Origin of the sequence: Trinickia sp., from assembly GCF_036503415.1 — a bacterium.
Taxonomy (GTDB): Bacteria; Pseudomonadota; Gammaproteobacteria; order Burkholderiales; family Burkholderiaceae; genus Trinickia.
Window position 1 is genome coordinate 1 of record NZ_DASXWY010000154.1, and the last position, 16,019, is coordinate 16,019.

At 65.3% G+C, this 16,019-nt stretch carries 13 protein-coding genes; 3 read left to right on the plus strand and 10 right to left on the minus strand.

The window, feature by feature from the left end; genetic code table 11:
* From VGL01_RS18775 to VGL01_RS18785, 3 genes are all read right to left on the minus strand, one after another.
* A partial coding sequence (locus tag VGL01_RS18775; RefSeq protein WP_331572033.1) for an efflux transporter outer membrane subunit occupies window positions 1–1,430 on the minus strand: 1,430 nt, incomplete at its 3' end.
* A gap of 7 nt (window positions 1,431–1,437) precedes the next feature.
* Entirely contained in the window at window positions 1,438–4,659 is a 3,222-nt protein-coding gene (locus VGL01_RS18780) for an efflux RND transporter permease subunit (protein ID WP_331571973.1), read from the minus strand.
* An 18-nt stretch (window positions 4,660–4,677) separates the two neighbouring features.
* Window positions 4,678–5,889, minus strand: coding sequence for an efflux RND transporter periplasmic adaptor subunit (locus tag VGL01_RS18785; protein WP_331571975.1), 1,212 nt, complete (start codon window positions 5,887–5,889; stop codon window positions 4,678–4,680).
* Between the two features lie 448 nt (window positions 5,890–6,337).
* On the opposite strand from VGL01_RS18785, the gene VGL01_RS18790 reads away from it, so the two are divergent.
* The gene (locus VGL01_RS18790; RefSeq protein WP_331571977.1) at window positions 6,338–6,967 is read left to right on the plus strand and encodes a TetR family transcriptional regulator; all 630 of its coding nucleotides are present in this window, start codon (window positions 6,338–6,340) and stop codon (window positions 6,965–6,967) included.
* Between the two features lie 37 nt (window positions 6,968–7,004).
* Here VGL01_RS18790 and VGL01_RS18795 read toward each other — a convergent pair whose 3' ends face one another.
* A complete protein-coding gene (locus VGL01_RS18795; RefSeq protein WP_331571979.1) occupies window positions 7,005–7,652 on the minus strand; it encodes a cysteine hydrolase family protein in 648 nt (215 codons plus the stop codon).
* Window positions 7,653–7,801: 149 nt separating this feature from the next.
* On the opposite strand from VGL01_RS18795, the gene VGL01_RS18800 reads away from it, so the two are divergent.
* On the plus strand, window positions 7,802–8,797 hold the full coding sequence (locus VGL01_RS18800) for a GlxA family transcriptional regulator (protein ID WP_331571981.1): 996 nt from the start codon (window positions 7,802–7,804) through the stop codon (window positions 8,795–8,797).
* Here the strand turns inward: VGL01_RS18800 and VGL01_RS18805 are convergent.
* From VGL01_RS18805 to VGL01_RS18830, 6 genes are all read right to left on the minus strand, one after another.
* Complete coding sequence (locus VGL01_RS18805) at window positions 8,791–9,543, minus strand: CoxG family protein (RefSeq protein WP_331571983.1); 753 nt, start codon at window positions 9,541–9,543, stop codon at window positions 8,791–8,793. The genes VGL01_RS18800 and VGL01_RS18805 overlap by 7 nt on opposite strands.
* Window positions 9,544–9,583: 40 nt before the next feature.
* Complete coding sequence (locus VGL01_RS18810; RefSeq protein ID WP_331571985.1) at window positions 9,584–9,940, minus strand: DUF427 domain-containing protein; 357 nt, start codon at window positions 9,938–9,940, stop codon at window positions 9,584–9,586.
* A 122-nt stretch (window positions 9,941–10,062) separates the two neighbouring features.
* Window positions 10,063–10,563 (minus strand): carboxypeptidase-like regulatory domain-containing protein, encoded by a 501-nt coding sequence (locus tag VGL01_RS18815; RefSeq protein ID WP_331571987.1) that lies wholly within the window; start codon window positions 10,561–10,563, stop codon window positions 10,063–10,065.
* 86 nt (window positions 10,564–10,649) lie between these two features.
* Window positions 10,650–12,137 carry a DegQ family serine endoprotease gene (locus VGL01_RS18820; protein WP_331571989.1) on the minus strand — a complete coding sequence of 496 codons (1,488 nt, stop codon included), beginning with the start codon at window positions 12,135–12,137 and terminating at the stop codon, window positions 10,650–10,652.
* 118 nt (window positions 12,138–12,255) lie between these two features.
* Complete coding sequence (locus tag VGL01_RS18825) at window positions 12,256–13,554, minus strand: ATP-binding protein (protein WP_331571991.1); 1,299 nt, start codon at window positions 13,552–13,554, stop codon at window positions 12,256–12,258.
* A gap of 33 nt (window positions 13,555–13,587) precedes the next feature.
* Entirely contained in the window at window positions 13,588–14,250 is a 663-nt protein-coding gene (locus VGL01_RS18830) for a response regulator (RefSeq protein WP_331572035.1), read from the minus strand.
* A gap of 168 nt (window positions 14,251–14,418) precedes the next feature.
* On the opposite strand from VGL01_RS18830, the gene dacB reads away from it, so the two are divergent.
* Window positions 14,419–15,987: a D-alanyl-D-alanine carboxypeptidase/D-alanyl-D-alanine endopeptidase gene (gene dacB, locus VGL01_RS18835; protein WP_414720296.1), complete on the plus strand. Its 1,569-nt coding sequence runs from the start codon at window positions 14,419–14,421 to the stop codon at window positions 15,985–15,987.
* Window positions 15,988–16,019 lie beyond the last annotated feature (32 nt).

Below are 16,019 nucleotides of genomic sequence, written 5' to 3' on the forward strand. Positions count from 1 at the left end.
CCCGTCTGCTGCACCCACCCACCGCCGAGCGCCACATACAGATCAACAAGACTGGTCAGCCGTGCGACACGCGCATTGATCAGCGATTGCTGCGCCGAATAGAGATTGGTCTGCGCAGTCAACACCTGCAGATAACTATCGACCCCATTCCGATACCGCAGCTGCGACAAATCAAGCGCCCGCTGCTCCGCATTCGTATTCCGCTCGAGCGCTCCGATCTGCGCGTCATAAGTACTCCGCGCCGCGAGCCCATCGGCCACATCCCGAAACGCCGACTGAATCGCCTTCTCATACTTCGCGATCTCGATCCGCTTCTGAATATTGGCAAGATCGAGATTTGCGATATTCCGCCCACCCTCAAAAATCGGCAGCGAAATCTGCGGCGTAAAACTCCAAGCCGCCGACCCAGGCTTGAACAATCCACCAAGCGTCAAGCTCTCGGTACCAGCCGAACCCGTCAGCGAAATCTTCGGGAAAAACGCTGCGCGTGCCGCACCGATATTCGCATTCGCCGCGCGCAGCGAAGCCTCCGCTTCCATGATGTCGGGCCGGCGCGTGAGCAAATCGGACGGCAGCCCCGCCGGGATATCGCTCAAAAGCGCCTGATCGCCAAGCGAGCGGCCGGGCGGCAGATCGTCGGGCAGCGACTGCCCGATCAGCAGCGCGAGCGCGTTTTCCGCCTGCGCACGGGAACGGGCCTGTGCTTCGCGATTTGCCTTCGCCTGCTCGACGACCGTCTCCGCCTGACGCAGCGAAAGCTCGGAGCCCGTGCCGTTGTCGAATTGCAGCTTTGTCAGATCGTAGGAGCTCTGCGCCGATTTCAGCGTGTCTTCGGTCACCTTGAGCAGATCGTCGAACGCGAGCATCTGCAGATACTCGTCGGCCACCTGCGAGACGAGCGAGATTTCAGCCGCTTTGCGCGCCTGCGCCGTCGAGAGATATTGCTCGAGCGCCTGGTCCTTGAGGCTGCGTATACGGCCCCAAAAGTCGATCTCCCAGGAAGCGTCCAGCCCGACCGAATACGTCCGCGAAATCGTCTTGCCGAAAAAGCTCAAATCCTTCGGCGTACGCGAGACGCTTTCCTGGCCCGACGCATCGAGCGTCGGGAACAAGTCGGCACGCGTGATCCGATATTGCGCACGCGCCTGATCCACATTGAGCACGGATACGCGCAAGTCCCGGTTGTTCGCCAGCGCGATCTCGATGAGCCGTTGCAAGCGCTCGTCGACGAAAAAGTTCTTCCAGCCGATATCGGCCGCCGCTTGACCGCCGGCACTACGGCCCGGGGTACCCGCCGGCTGCGTGGCATAAACGCCCGAACTCGGGAACGCCGCAGCCACCGGCGGGGCGGGACGCTCGTACTTGGGCTGGAACGAGCAGCCCGCAGCGAACAGCGCGGCCGCGATCGCAATCAGAGAAGGGTTTCGCATCTGCATGTCACTGTCCTTCGTTGCGGGGACCACCGCCCGCGCCACTGTTGTCGCCATCGTCACCTTCGGGCTTCGGCGCATGATGCGCTTGGGCCAAGCGCGCGGCTTCGTCGGCATCCTCGGTCTCGCCCGAGAACTTCGCGCGAATGACGACGAAGAACATCGGGATGAAGAAGATCGCCAGGAACGTTGCGGTCAGCATCCCGCCGATCACGCCGGTACCGATCGCGTGCTGGCTGGCGGAGCCCGCGCCGTTGCTGATCGCAAGCGGCATCACACCGAGAATGAATGCCAGCGATGTCATCAGGATCGGCCGCAACCGCAGCCGCGATGCTTCCATCGCCGCCTCGACAGGCCCCATGCCTTCCTTGTGCTGCAACTCGCGCGCGAATTCGACGATCAGAATTGCGTTCTTCGCCGAAAGCCCCACCGTCGTCAGCAGACCGACCTGGAAGAACACGTCGTTCTCGAGCCCGCGCACCGTGGCGGCCAGCAGTGCGCCGATCACGCCCAACGGCACCACCATGATGACCGAGAACGGAATCGACCAGCTTTCATACAACGCGGCAAGACACAGGAACACGACGAGGATCGAGATGCCGTACAGAATCGGCGCCTGCGAACCCGACTGGAGCTCCTGATACGAGAGCCCCGTCCACGAGTAGCCGATCCCGGCCGGCAGTTTGGCGGCGATCCGTTCCATGGCCGTCATGGCCTGTCCCGTACTCTTGCCGGCCGCGGCCTGCCCTTGAATCTCGACCGCCGAGATCCCGTTGAAGCGCTCCAGTTTCGGCGAGCCGTAGGTCCATTGCCCCGACGCGAACGCCGTGAACGGCACCATCGCGCCCGAGCCATTGCGCACGTACCACTTCGACATATCCTCGGGCGACATCCGGAACGGCGCATCGGACTGCAGGTAGACCTTCTTGATCCGGTTGTCCGTATCGAGGAAGTTGTTCACGTACTTCGACGCCCACGCAATCGAGAAGGTCTGGTCGATCGCTTCCGCGGTGACGCCGAGCGCCTGCGCTTTTTCGCGGTCGATATCGACCTTGAACTGCGGCGTATCGTTCAAGCCGTTCGGCCGGACCAGCGCAAGCGTCGGGTCCTTGGCCGCCATCCCGAGCAACTGATCGCGCGCCGCCATCAGCGCCTCGTGGCCATGCCCCGCGTTGTCGGTCAGCTCGAAGTCGAAACCGGACGCGGTACCGAGCTCGGGGATCGACGGCGGGTTGAACGGAATGACGAGCCCATCCTTGTAGTTCGCATAGTGCATGAACATCCGCTGAATGACGGCCTGCACCTTCTGGTCCGCATGCTGCCGCTCGCCGTAATCCTTGAGCCGCACGAAGACGAGACCCGAGTTCTGGCCGCGGCCCGCGAAGCTGAAGCCGTTGACCGTGAACACCGATTCGACGACCGATTTCTCTTTGTTGAGCAGATAGTCGGCGATGTTAGCGAGGGTCTTGCCCGTCGTCTCTTGCGTCGAGCCTGTCGGCGTACGCACGAGAATGAACGCATAGCCCTGATCCTCGTCAGGCAGGAACGACTTCGGCAAGCGCACGAACAGCAGCCCGATCGCGACGATGACGACGATATAGATCAGCAGCCACCGGCTCGAACGGCGAATGACGTGATGCACGCCTTTCTGATACTTCTCGCGGCTCGTGTTGAACGTGCGGTTGAACCAGCCGAAGAAGCCCGTCTTTTCCTCGTGATGGCCCGCCGGTATCGGCTTGAGGATCGTCGCGCACAGCGCCGGCGTCAGAATCAGCGCGACGAGCACCGAGAGCACCATCGCCGCGACGATCGTCAGCGAGAACTGCCGGTAGATCGCACCCACCGAGCCGCCCGAAAGCGCCACCGGCACGAACACGGCCGAGAGCACGAGCGCCACGCCGACGAGCGCGCCCGTGATCTGGCTCATCGCCTTTCTCGTAGCATCCCGGGGCGATAAGCCCTCCTCGGCCATGACGCGCTCGACGTTCTCGACCACGACGATCGCATCGTCGACGAGCAGACCGATCGCCAGCACGAGCCCGAACATCGAGAGCACGTTGATCGAAAAGCCCACCGCGTTCATGATCGCGAAGGTACCGAGCAGCACCACCGGGACCGCGATCGTCGGAATCAACGTCGCGCGCAGGTTCTGCAGGAACAGGTACATGACCAGGAAGACGAGCACGATCCCTTCGAGCAGCGTCTTGATCACTTCCTCGATCGACAGCCGCACGAACGGCGTCGTGTCATACGGGTACTTCACCGCAAGACCGTGCGGGAAGTACCGCGACAGCTCTTCGACACGCTGGCGCACGAGCTTGGCCGTCTGGAGGGCGTTGGCACCCGTGGCGAGCTGAATGCCCATACCGACGGTCGGCTGACCGTTGTAGGCGGTGTCGACGTTGTAGTTTTCGCCGCCGAGCTCGAGGCGCGCAACGTCCTTGATCCGCACCTGCGAGCCGTCCGGATTCACCTTCAGCAAGATATCGCCGAACTGACCGGGCGTGCGCAGCAGCGTCTGCTCGGTGATCGTCGCCTGCAGCATCTGCCCCGGCACGGAGGGCGTCCCGCCCAGTTGGCCGGCTGCGACCTGGACGTTCTGGTTCTGGATCGCCGTCGAGACGTCGACAGGCGTGAGCCCGTAGTTCGTCAGCTTGTTCGGGTCCAGCCAGATCCGCATCGCGTACTGTGTGCCGAACAGCGACAAGGTGCCGACGCCGTCGATACGGCTGATCGGATCCTGAATGTTCGAGGCGACATAGTTCGCAAGGTCGTACTTGTTCATGCTGCCGTCTTCGGACACGAACGCGAGCACGAGCAGGAAGCTGCTGCTCGATTTCGTCACCTTCGTGCCGAGTTGCTGCACGACCGACGGCAAAAGCGGCGTCGCAAGCGAGAGCTTGTTTTGCACCTGCACCTGCGCGATGTCAGGATTGGTGCCGGCGGCAAACGTCAGCGTGATCGTGGCGGTGCCCGAATCGTCGCTCGTCGAAGATAGATAGAGCAGGTGATCGAGGCCGCTCATCTGCTGCTCGATGACCTGCGTCACCGTATTTTCGACCGTCTTCGCCGAGGCGCCCGGATACGACGCGCTGATCTGGATCGACGGTGGCGCGATCGTCGGGTACTGCGCGATCGGCAGATTGAAGATCGACGCAATCCCCGCCAGCATCAGGATGATCGCAATCACCCACGCGAAAATCGGTCGATCGATAAAAAACTTGGCCATGTAACGGGCTCCCCTCTGTTACGCGCCGGACGCGGGCTGCGATGCCGAAGCCGGCTGCGTGGCAGTGGCGGTGGAGGCGCCGGATGCCGGCGCCGCGAGCTGGGCCGGTACGGCCTTCACGGCCATGCCCGGACGGACTTTCTCCGTGCCCTGAACGATCACGCGGTCGCCCGGATTCAAGCCGCTCTCGACGATCCAGTCGGGGCCGCGCATGCCCGCGGTCACGAGCGGACGCGGCGCGACCTTGCCGTCGGCAGCGACGACGAGCGCGCTCGCCTGTCCTTTCTGATCGTGCGTGACGCCGATTTGCGGCACGAGCATCGCGCGTTCGTTGACGCCCTCCTCGATGCGCGCGCGCACGAACATGCCCGGCAGCAGGACCCGGTTCGGGTTCGGGAAGATCGCCCGCACTGTGATCGAGCCCGTCGACTGATCGACGGTCACATCGGAAAACTGCAGCTTGCCCTGCTGTGCGTACGTCCTGCCATCTTCGAGAATCAACGTGACCTTCGCGGCGCCCGGTCCGTTCGTCTTCAAGCGCCCTTCCTGGATTTCGCGACGCAGCTTGAGCCCGTCGAGGCTCGACTGCGTGAGATCGACGTACATCGGATCGAGCTGCTGAATCGTATCCATGAGCGTGGCCGCGCTCGCCTGCACATACGCGCCCGGCGTGACTTGCGACACGCCGGTGCGGCCCGTGATGGGCGCGACGACGTCCGTGTAGCCGACATTGATCTGCGCCGTCTGAACAGCGGCCTTGGCCGACGCGACGTCCGCCGCGGCCTGCCCCTGCGCGGCAACGGCATTGTCGTAGTCCTGCTTGCTGACCGCGTTCGCGGCCACGAGCACCTTATAGCGGTTCGCCTGGGCCGCCGTGCTGGCGAGATTGGCCTGCGCCTTGGCCAGCGACGCCTTCGCACTGTTGAGCGAGGCGATATACGGCGCGGGGTCGATCTTGTACAAGCGCTGGCCGGCCTTCACTTCGCTACCCTCGGTGAACTCGCGGCGCAGCACGATACCGTCGACGCGCGCACGCACCTGCGCCACGAGGAAAGCGCTCGTGCGCCCCGGCAACTCGCTCGTGACGGGCACGGCGCTCGTCGTGACGGTGACGACGCCCACCTCGGGCGTTTGCGGCGGCGGTGCCGACTGCTTTTGTCCGCACGCCGCGAGAATCATGGCAGCCGTCGCGGTAGCGATCAGGCGAAGAGGAACCGTTTCGACACGCATGGAGCGACCTCTGATCAATGACTGGGAACAAAGTAGGCCCGCTGCGCCCCATTCCCGCGAGGCGCGCGGCGCGACTCATGTCGCGAAACGCTTGAAGACGACGGCCCCGCGAGAGGGCCGGGCGCACGGCACGTCGGGCGCGCGGCGCCGCGCTGAGATACCGGCGGCGCGCCTCGAGCGATGGCGCAAAGCTGGCGCGCGATCCCGCGCGAGACAGCCAGGGACCGATATTACCGGGAATCCGCACTGGACCATTCAAACGTAGGACGGTATTGTATATACATTCATCAATGTATGTAAAAGGTTTTCGTTGCGAAACATGCTTACTTCGAGCAACAATTCGCGCCTGTAATACGCGGTAATCAATCGATTCGTTCTATTCGTCCGACTGTATCGTTACAGACGGGTGACTGCCGGGAATCGACGAAGCCGCCAAGCGGAAAGCAAGATGGTCAGGAAAACGAAAGAAGAGGCACGGGAGACGCGCAACCGGATTCTCGATGCGGCAGAGCAGGTGTTTTATGACAAGGGCGTATCGCGGACCTCGCTCGCCGACATCGCTGCGCAGGCGGGTGTCACGCGCGGCGCGATCTATTGGCATTTTGCGAACAAAGCCGATGTTTTCACGGCGATGTTCGACCGCGTCTTGTTGCCGCTCGACGAACTTTCCGCCGGCGATGGCGAGCCGCCCGATCCGCTACTGCGGCTCGCCGAGAAACTCAAATGGTGTTTGCGCGCGGCGGCTGTCGATCCGCAGCGCCGCCGCGTCTTCGACATCCTTTTTCTGAAATGCGAATTCGTCGATGAGATGGGGCCCGTCAAGGCGCGCCATCAGGCCAGCATGGAAGAAGGGCTCGGCAAACTCGAGGACGATCTGCGCGCGGCCATCGAGCGCGGCCAGTTGCCGCCCGATCTCGATACCCAACGCGCGGCACTCTTTCTCCATGCGTTCGTTGGAGGATGTCTGCGCGATGCACTGATGCTTCCGCCGAGGATCGATCTCAGCGCGCACATCGAAGCATTCGTCGATGCGTGCCTTCATACGCTGCGTACGAGCCAGGCTCTGCGCGGCGCGTGAACGCACGTAACGCAGAGCCGCGCGCCGCGCCAGCCCCCTACGCCTGGGTCGGCATCGCCACGGCGCGCCGCCGGGCGGCCTGATTCGAAGCGTAGATCGTGCTGCGCTCGAGCGGCTCGCCCGCTGCAAGCGCCGCGAGCCATGTGTCGGTATCGGCCACGGACGCGAAGCGCGACTGCAGCACCACGCAATAGACGCGATGAATTTCCTGCGCGCTCGCAAAGCCTGCGCTGTTCTCGTAGGGCACTGAACCGGAGGCGTCGGAGAGAAACTCGACGGCGAAACCCGCGTGCAGCGCGTGAACGATGGTCGATGCGTCGCAGTTGTGCGTCATGTAGCCGACCACTGTCAACGTGTCGATTTCCTGCTCGGCGAGCCACTGAGCAAGGTCGGTCCCCGCAAACGCGCTTGGCAGCGATTTTTCGACATAGTGATCGCGCTCCCGGCCGGCGACTACCGGATGCAGTTCGGCTCCCGGCGTGCCGCGCGCAAAAAGCGGCGAGCCCGCTGACGCGAAGTTCTGGACCACGACGACCGGAACGGAGGCGGCGCGAGCCGCATCCATCGCCCGCCCGATATTGGCGAGGGAGCTCTGGACGTTCGGGAATTCGATCGGCAAGTCGCCGGTGACATATTCGTTCTGCACGTCGATGACGACGAGTGCACGGCGCGGGAAGCGAGACATGGTGAGCTCCTGATGTCGAAGGGGTCCGCGAGGCGGAAGACGGACTCCATTCTTCCGTCCCGGGCCGCCCGCCGATAGTGGCCCGAATGACATTAATCGATATAATCGGGCCAATCCAATCGCCGCATTCGCCCTCCGATAGGAGTTTCATGCGCCATCCGAACGCTGGCTCGCCTGACGCCGCGCCCATCGTCGCTGTCGTCGCTTTCGACGGCATCAGTCCGTTTCATCTCTCGGTGCCGTGCATCGTCTTCGGTGAGGACTACAGCGCGGGGAATGTGCCGCGCTTCGATTTGCGCGTGTGCGCGTGCCGCGCGGGCGATCTTGGAACAAAGGCGGGATTCACGATTACGGCAGCGCACGGGCTCGATGCGCTGGATGTCGCCGACATCGTCATCGTGCCGAGCTGGGACGGCGCCTTTCGCGAGCCCGGGGACGCGCTGATCGCCGCATTGCGGCGCGCTCATGCGCGTGGCGCGCAATGCGTGGGGCTGTGCCTCGGCGCGTTCGTCCTGGCGGCCGCGGGTCTGCTCGACGGTCGGCGCGCGACCACGCACTGGGCGTGGGCCGGCGAATTCGCCCGGCGCTACCCGGCCGTGGAGGTCGATGCGTCAGTGCTCTATGTCGACGACGGCGATATTCTGACGTCCGCCGGCACCGCCGCCGGCCTCGACTGCTGTTTGCATGTTCTCCGTACGCGCTGCGGCGTGCAAGCCGCGAACTACGTCGCTCGCCGACTGGTCGTACCGCCGCACCGCCAGGGCTCGCAGGCTCAATTCGTGGAGCAGCCGGTCGGCACCGACGCGCGCGACGCGCGGCTCGTCGCGCTGCTCGATTGGGTCCGTGCGAACGTGCACGAACCCCATACGCTCGACTCGCTGGCCGAACGCGCGCTGATGAGCCGACGCACCTTCACCCGGCGGTTCCGCGAGGCGACGGGCACCACCGTCGGCGCATGGCTGCTCACGGCACGGCTTTCACGTGCTCAGCAGTTGCTCGAGACGACCGACGAGAGCGTCGATGCGATCGCCGAATCGGCGGGCTTCGGCTCGGCCGTCTCGCTGCGGCAGCATTTCGCCGAGACATTGAAAACGTCGCCGAGTGCATATCGCCGAGAATTCCGCGGCGCGAGCGGTCGCTACTGAAGGCGGTGCAGCAGATAAAGCAACGCGCCGACGATGATGATGGCAAGCGCCCAGGCCCAAGGCGGCATCGCTCGCGGTTCGCGGCGTTCGAGCCCGTGCGAGCCGCGCGCGCCAAGCAGCAGACCGCTCAATCGGCCCGAGGCGGGCGACGGCGCGTCGACGTGTGCACTCCGGTGCACGAGGCCGGCCAGATTGATGGGCCGCAGGAACACATGCTGGCGCCGGCTCCATCCGGCAGGAGCCGCACGATTGGGCCGCTTGCCGTGCTTGGCCTCGACGACGGCGGCGAACTCCGCGAAGAAATCCTCGGCCAGCGCTTGCAGCGCATTTTCGATCTGCCCCGGCGGCAGCGCGGCCAGCGGCCCGGTAAGCGTTGTCCAGATCGCATAATCGATGCGCGTGGTCTCGGCCGCATCGCCGGACCCGGCAGGCTCGAGTGCGATCTCGAGCTGGCCCCGCAGCGAACCGACGCCGGCCGCGCCAGCCTTGAAGTTGATCACGCGATGCAATACGCGAGCAGGCTCGCGCTCGGGTGAGTCTTCGACGTCCGCTAGATGCAGCCGTACCTCGTAGCGTCCTCGGAGCGGACCGACAGGCACGGTGAACGTCAACGCGAATTCGCCGTCGGGCAATCGGGTGAACGTCTCGCAGTTCTCGAGGCTTGCGCGCACGAGCGCGAGGTCCGACAGCGCTTGGGCTACGGCGGCTGGCGCAAGGTCGACGCGCACTGCATCGGTCAGCTCCATGACGACTCCCTTCGCTGCATGCGCGGCTCCTCGCGTCAGCTCACGACGTCTGGTCGATTCGATCGACGCGCTCGCTGAAAAACGCCAGGCAATCCTTGATCGCGGCAGCGGCTTCGTATGGCGACTCGTAGCTCCATGCCACGTTTTCGATGACCTCGCCGTCTTCCGTGCGCAGATGAAAATACGACGCATCGCCTTTGTAGGGGCAATGCGTCGTCGTCTCCGAACGCGAGAAGCGCGTCATGTTGACGTCCTCGCGCGGGAAGTAAAAGACATCTTGCAAGCCGGTCTCTTTGAGCGTGAATCCCCGGCTCGTGTCCGCCAGCGTGATTCCGCTGTGGATCACACGCAGACGATGCGGGTTGGGCTCGATATCGACGCGATGGGCATTCGTCATGGCGATTCCCTTGGCAAGGTTCGAACGGAGATACGCCTTTGCGGCAATGCAAAAAGCCACGGGCTCTCACCCGTGGCTTCCATTATCAGACAAAGATCGCGCACGTGCGCGGTCGGCGTGCGCTACTGCGTGCTCCAGTGGAAATCCGCGTGCGCCCCGGGCTTGCCCGTAACGGTCACCGCGCGCGTTTGCTCCTGATCCTTGTACTTCGCATGCACCGTATAACGGCCCGGAGGCAGCTTCACGAGCATGTACGGCCCCTTCGAGTCCGTCGAAAGGACCTGGTCGTTGCCGGAACCTACGATCATCACGTGCACGTCGGCCAGATAGTCGGCCGTCGGTCCCGTGAAACGCAGCGACAGCGGCCACTCATGCGCAGCGCTCTTGAGCGCCGTGGACTCGTCCAGACCCACGCCGCCCGACACGTACGAAACCGCCCCCTCGTGCTGAATGGGCGGCATGCCGCCGCCGTTCGCGTTGCCGGCGCTGGTCATGTCGGTCGTCGTACCGCCGACCGTGCCGGAACTGGAGGAGGCTTGCGCGAACGCACCGCCCGCGAATCCGAGGGCAAGGACCGCGGCCAGGGCCGAGAGTCTTGCTCGTTTGCTGTTGGGTGTTTTCATGGCATCACTCCTTTTTCTTCATAAAGAAGAGAGCCAGCAATGCCCGTGCCCGGCGGGGCGCGAGGCCCCGGCACGGGCAGCTGGTTTCAACCGAGATCGACCGGCACGAAGATCTGTGCATCGTTGCGCTGGATCAGCAGCGCGACACTGCTGCCGGCCTTCGCGATGATCTGCTTCAGCTGCTCCGGCGACGAAACCGGGCTGCCGTTGACGGCGAGAATGACGTCGCCGGGCAGGATGCCGGCATTCGCCGCGGGACCCGACGATTGCTGCACGACGAGGCCGTGATTCAAAGAACCGCTGTTCTTTTCCTGCGGCGTCAGCGCGCGCACTGCCACGCCCAGTCGGCTCGGCGCGGCGCTCGCGGTGCTGTTGTCGGCCACCTTGGTGTCCGAGAGCGAGCCCAGCGTGACCGTCAGCTGCTTTTTCGACTTGTCGCGCCAGATGTCGAGCGTGGCCTTGCTGCCGGGCTTCATCGCCGCGATCTGCGCGGGCAGATCGGTCGAATCGCCGACCGCCGCGCCGTTGACGGCAAGAATCACGTCGCCCGCTTGCAGTCCCGCCTTCGCGGCCGGGCCGCCCGGATCGACCGAACTCACGAGCGCGCCGGCCGGTTTGGGCAGGCCGAACGAGTTGGCCAGGGTCTGATTGACGCCCTGCACCGCCACGCCGAGCCGCCCGCGGCTGACATGGCCGTTCTTCACGAGCTCGTCCTTGACACGCATCGCTTCATCGATCGGAATCGCGAACGACAGGCCCTGGAAGCCGCCCGTTTGCGAGTAGATCATCGAGTTGATGCCGATCACCTGCCCTTGCAGGTTGAAGAGCGGTCCGCCCGAGTTGCCGGGGTTGACCGGCACATCCGTCTGAATGAACGGCGTGTAGTTCTCGTCGGGCAGCGAGCGGCCCTTCGCGCTGATGATGCCCGAGGTCACCGTGTTCTCGAACCCGTACGGCGAGCCGATCGCCACCACCCACTGACCGACCTTGCTCTGCTGCGGATCGCCGATCTTCACGACCGGGAGATTCGAGGCATTGATCTTGATCACGGCCACGTCGGACTGCTTGTCGGTACCGATGACCTTCGCGCGGAACTCCCGCTTGTCGGTGAGCTTGACCGTGACGACGTTCGCGCCATCGATCACATGCGCGTTGGTCAGGATGTAGCCGTCATTGCTGATGATGAAGCCCGAGCCCAGGCTTGCGCTCGGGGTGGCGTCGGGCTGCGCGTCGCCATCGCCGTCGTTGAAGCCGGGGAACTGGCCGTAAAAGCGCTTGAAGAACTGATAGAACGGATCGCTCGGGTCGATCGGCAGTTGCTGCGCGCGGTGCGCCGTGCGCTTCACCACATGCTTCGCGCTGATATTGACCACCGCGGGACCATATGCCTCGACGAGCCCCGAGAAGTCCGGGATGCCCGTTTTCGCAGCGGCTTCGGCCGGCATCATCGGCGCGGCGTACGCAGCGGTGATGATCTGGGGATCGGCGTGGCGCGTGCCCGCCACATAACCTCCGGATACGGCGAGTGCAACCGCGACCGCGATTGCCCCGCGCGACAGAAATTTCCTGTTCATCGAATGGGCCTCCTTACTTGATGGTACGCAGAGTAAGGCGCTCGGCTTAAAGGAACCTTAACGGTGCGGCAACCCGTCGCACGGGGCTCAGGGGCTCAGGGGCTCAGAGGCTCGGAGATCAGAACCGCACGGTGACGAGCAGCCCGCCAAGCGCGGCCTCGCCCAGTTCGATGGTCGCGCCGTTTTGCGTGGCGACGCGCTTGACGATGGCCAAACCGAGGCCGCTGCCCGAGACATCGGCACGGGCACGCGCCGACGCATCGCGATAGAAGCGGTCGAACACGCGCTCACGCTCGTCTGACGGGATGCCCGGGCCGCTGTCGGCGATCTGCACGCATGGCCGCCCCTCCTGCCCCACCGTGAGCGTCACATCGATGCGCCCGCCCGGCGGCGTGTACTTGACGGCGTTATCGAGCAGGTTGCCGAACATCGCGCGCAACGCATCGGCATCGGCCATGGCGGTGGCCGGCTGCGCGTCCTCGAAGCCCAGATCGACGCCGCGGCGCTGCGCGAGCGGCGCATGCGCGGCGACGCATTCGGCGAGCAACAGTCGCAAGTCCACCGAATCGCGCACGGCGCCCGCCGCCGGCTCGGCGCGCGCGAGCGCCAGCAGTTGCTCGGCAAGACGCGTCGCGCGCGTGACACCGGCCTGCAAATCGTCGAGCGCCTCTCGGCGCGATGCATCGTCGCGCGCCCGCGCCACGAGCTGAGACTGAATCTGCACCGCGGCCAGCGGCGTGCGCAATTCGTGCGCCGCATCGGCCACGAAGGCGCGCTGCGTATCGAGTGCCTCGGTCAGCCGCGCGAGCAGGCCGTTCAACGCACGCACGAGCGGCTGCACCTCCAGTGGCAGCCGCCTGTCGGGCAGCGGATCGAGCGCTTCGGGCCGCCGTGCGTTGAGCGCGCGCGTCACGCGCGCAAGCGGCGCCAATCCGCGCCCGACGATCACCCAGACGGCGAGACCCAAAAGCGGCAGCAGCACGATGAGCGGCCACAGCGTGCGCAGCGCGACGTTCGCGGCCAACCGGTTGCGCACGGACACGGGCTGCGCGAGCTGGACGACGTTGTCGCCGACGATGGCGCCATACACGCGCCAGTCGCCCCGCTCGGTACGCTCGGTCGAGAACCCGAGCTCGGCGCGCGGCGCGAGCGGCGCGCGCGGATGGGAGTAGTACATCAGCGCGCCCGTGCGGCTCCAGATCTGGATGACGATGCCCTCGTCGGCCTCCTTGTGGGCGCCGAAGATCTGCGAGAAAGGCTCCGACGGCAGCGCGGCGGCGATCTCCTGCAACTGGTAGTCGAAGAGTTCGTTGGCCTCGGCGAGCGCCTGGCGATAGATGAGCCAGCCCGCCGCACCCACGCCCGCAACGACGATCGCGAGCAGCCAGACAAGCAGTTGATGACGAATGGAACGCATTGAAGAAGACGAGAGGACCGCGAAAGGAAGCGCTCAGGCGTCCTTCGCGATCATATAGCCGAGGCCGCGCACGTTGCGGATGAGTTCCGCGCCGAGCTTCTTGCGCAGCGCGTGGATGTAGACTTCGACGGTATTGCTGCCGATCTCCTCGCCCCATCCGTACATTTTTTCCTCGAGCTGACTCTTGGAGAGCACGGCGCCAGGGCGCGCGAGCAGCGCCTCGAGCAGCGCGAATTCGCGCGCCGACAGCGCGACGGGCGTGCCGTCGAGCGTCACCTGATGCGCAGCGGGATCGAGGGTCAGCGTGCCGTGACGGATGACGGACTCGCTGCGCCCCGCCTGCCGCCGGATCAGCGCCCGCATGCGCGCAGCCAGCTCGTCCAGATCGAACGGCTTCACGAGATAGTCGTCGGCGCCGGCATCGAGCCCCTTCACGCGGTCCGCGACGGCGTCGCGCGCGGTCACGATCAGCACCGGCATCGTCAGCCCCCGCGCGCGCATCGCGCGCAGCACGTCCAGACCGTCGCGCTTGGGCAGCCCGAGATCGAGCAGGACCAGGTCATACGGCTCCCCGGCCGCGGCGGTCGGCGCGCTTTCGCCGTCTTGGACCCAGTCCACCGCGAAGCCGTCGCCGCGCAGCGCCTTACGCACGCCTTCGGCAATCATCTTGTCGTCTTCGACCAGCAAAATCCGCATTGCATCCGCGCGGCCGACCGCGCCAGTGTCGCTCATGACGTGCATTGTAGCCGGCTCGGCGTATCGTCGTGCCGCCCGCCCGGCGGCGCGCCGCTCTACAATGTCGGCTTTGTCCGCCCGTTCGCCATGCCCTTCGTGCCTTTCATGACGATCGTCCCGCTCGCCGCGCTGCTCAATCGGGTTTGCCGTCTCGCCCCGCCTTCGGTATTGCCCATCCGTCCGAAAGCGCCGCCCGCGCTCGTCCGGCCGCCGCGCCGCACGCGGGCGTTCGCACGACGCGCGGCCGCGCTCGGCGTGGCGATGAGTCTCGCCTGTGCCGCCGGTGCCGATGCCGAAGCGCGCACACTCAAGCACCGGCCGCACATCAACGTGAGCACCGAGTTGCCCGTCGCGGTCACGCGCGCGCTGGCCCGCGCTCATGTGCCGCTGAATTCGGTCAGCGTGGTGATCGAGCGCATCGGCAACCCGACTCCCGTCGTCGCGCTCAATGCCACCAAACCGATGCTGCCGGCGTCCACGATGAAACTCGTGACCACTTACGCCGGCCTCGCGATGCTCGGGCCCGACTACCGGTGGCGCACACGCGCCTACGCGGACGGCACGGTGGATGCGAGCGGCGTGCTGCACGGCGACCTCTACGTTCAAGGCACGGGCGATCCGAAGCTCGTGCCGGAAGAGCTCGTCGATCTCGTCGACAAGATCCGCAAGAACGGCATCACGGGCATCGATGGCGCGCTCGTGCTCGACAAGCGCTTTTTCGATCCGTCCACGCGCGATCTGCCGCCGTTCGACGAAGATGCGAACGCCCCGTACAACGTCGGGCCGGATCCGCTGCTCTATGCATTCAAGTCGCTGTCGTTCACGCTGACGCCGGCCGGCGACGGAGCTGTCGCGATCGACGTGCTGCCGCCGCTCGCTCAGCTCAAGGTCGACAATGCGCTGCGCGCAAGCCCGGGCCCGTGCGTGGGCGCGGCCGATGCGGTTACGCCGAACGTGACGCCGCAAGGCGACGGCACCGTCGAAGCGATGTTCGCGGGCAACTATCCTGCGCGTTGCGGCCCGCGTACGATCAACCTCGCGGTGCTCGACCACACGGCGTTTTTCGCGGGCGGCTTTCTCGCGCTATGGCGCCAGGCGGGCGGGACGTTCAAGGGCACCACGCATGAGGGCGCCGTCCCGTTCGGCGCGCGGCTCGTCGGGACGCACCACGGCCCGCCGCTCGCGGACATCGTGCGCGACATCAACAAGTTCAGCAACAACGTGATGGCGCGCAATCTGTTTCTCACGATCGGCGCCGTTGCCAGCGAGCCGCCCGCCACCCCGCAAAAGTCGGCGGCGGCCATCGAGCGGTTTTTGCATTCGCACGGACTCTCGATGCCCGCATTGACGCTCGCCAACGGCTCGGGGCTCTCGCGGGACGAAGAGGTCAGCGCGCTGGGACTCGCCGAGCTGTTGCAAGCGGCGAACGCGAGCCCGGTCGCCCAGGTATTCGTGGCTTCGTTGCCGATTGCGGGCGTCGACGGCACCATGCGCAACCGGCTACGCAACGAACCGGTCTTAGGCAATGCGCATATCAAGACCGGGACGCTGCGCGACGTGCGGGCGATCGCGGGCTATGTCGCCGCGGCCAACGGCGAAAGCTATGTCGTAGTCAGTCTGATCAACGACGAGCATGCCGCCGCGGCCCGCGAAGCCCACGACGCACTGCTCGAATGGGTTTATCGCGGATTGAAGTGAGCGCCGCCGCGGCCTCGACGCACCCCGCACAT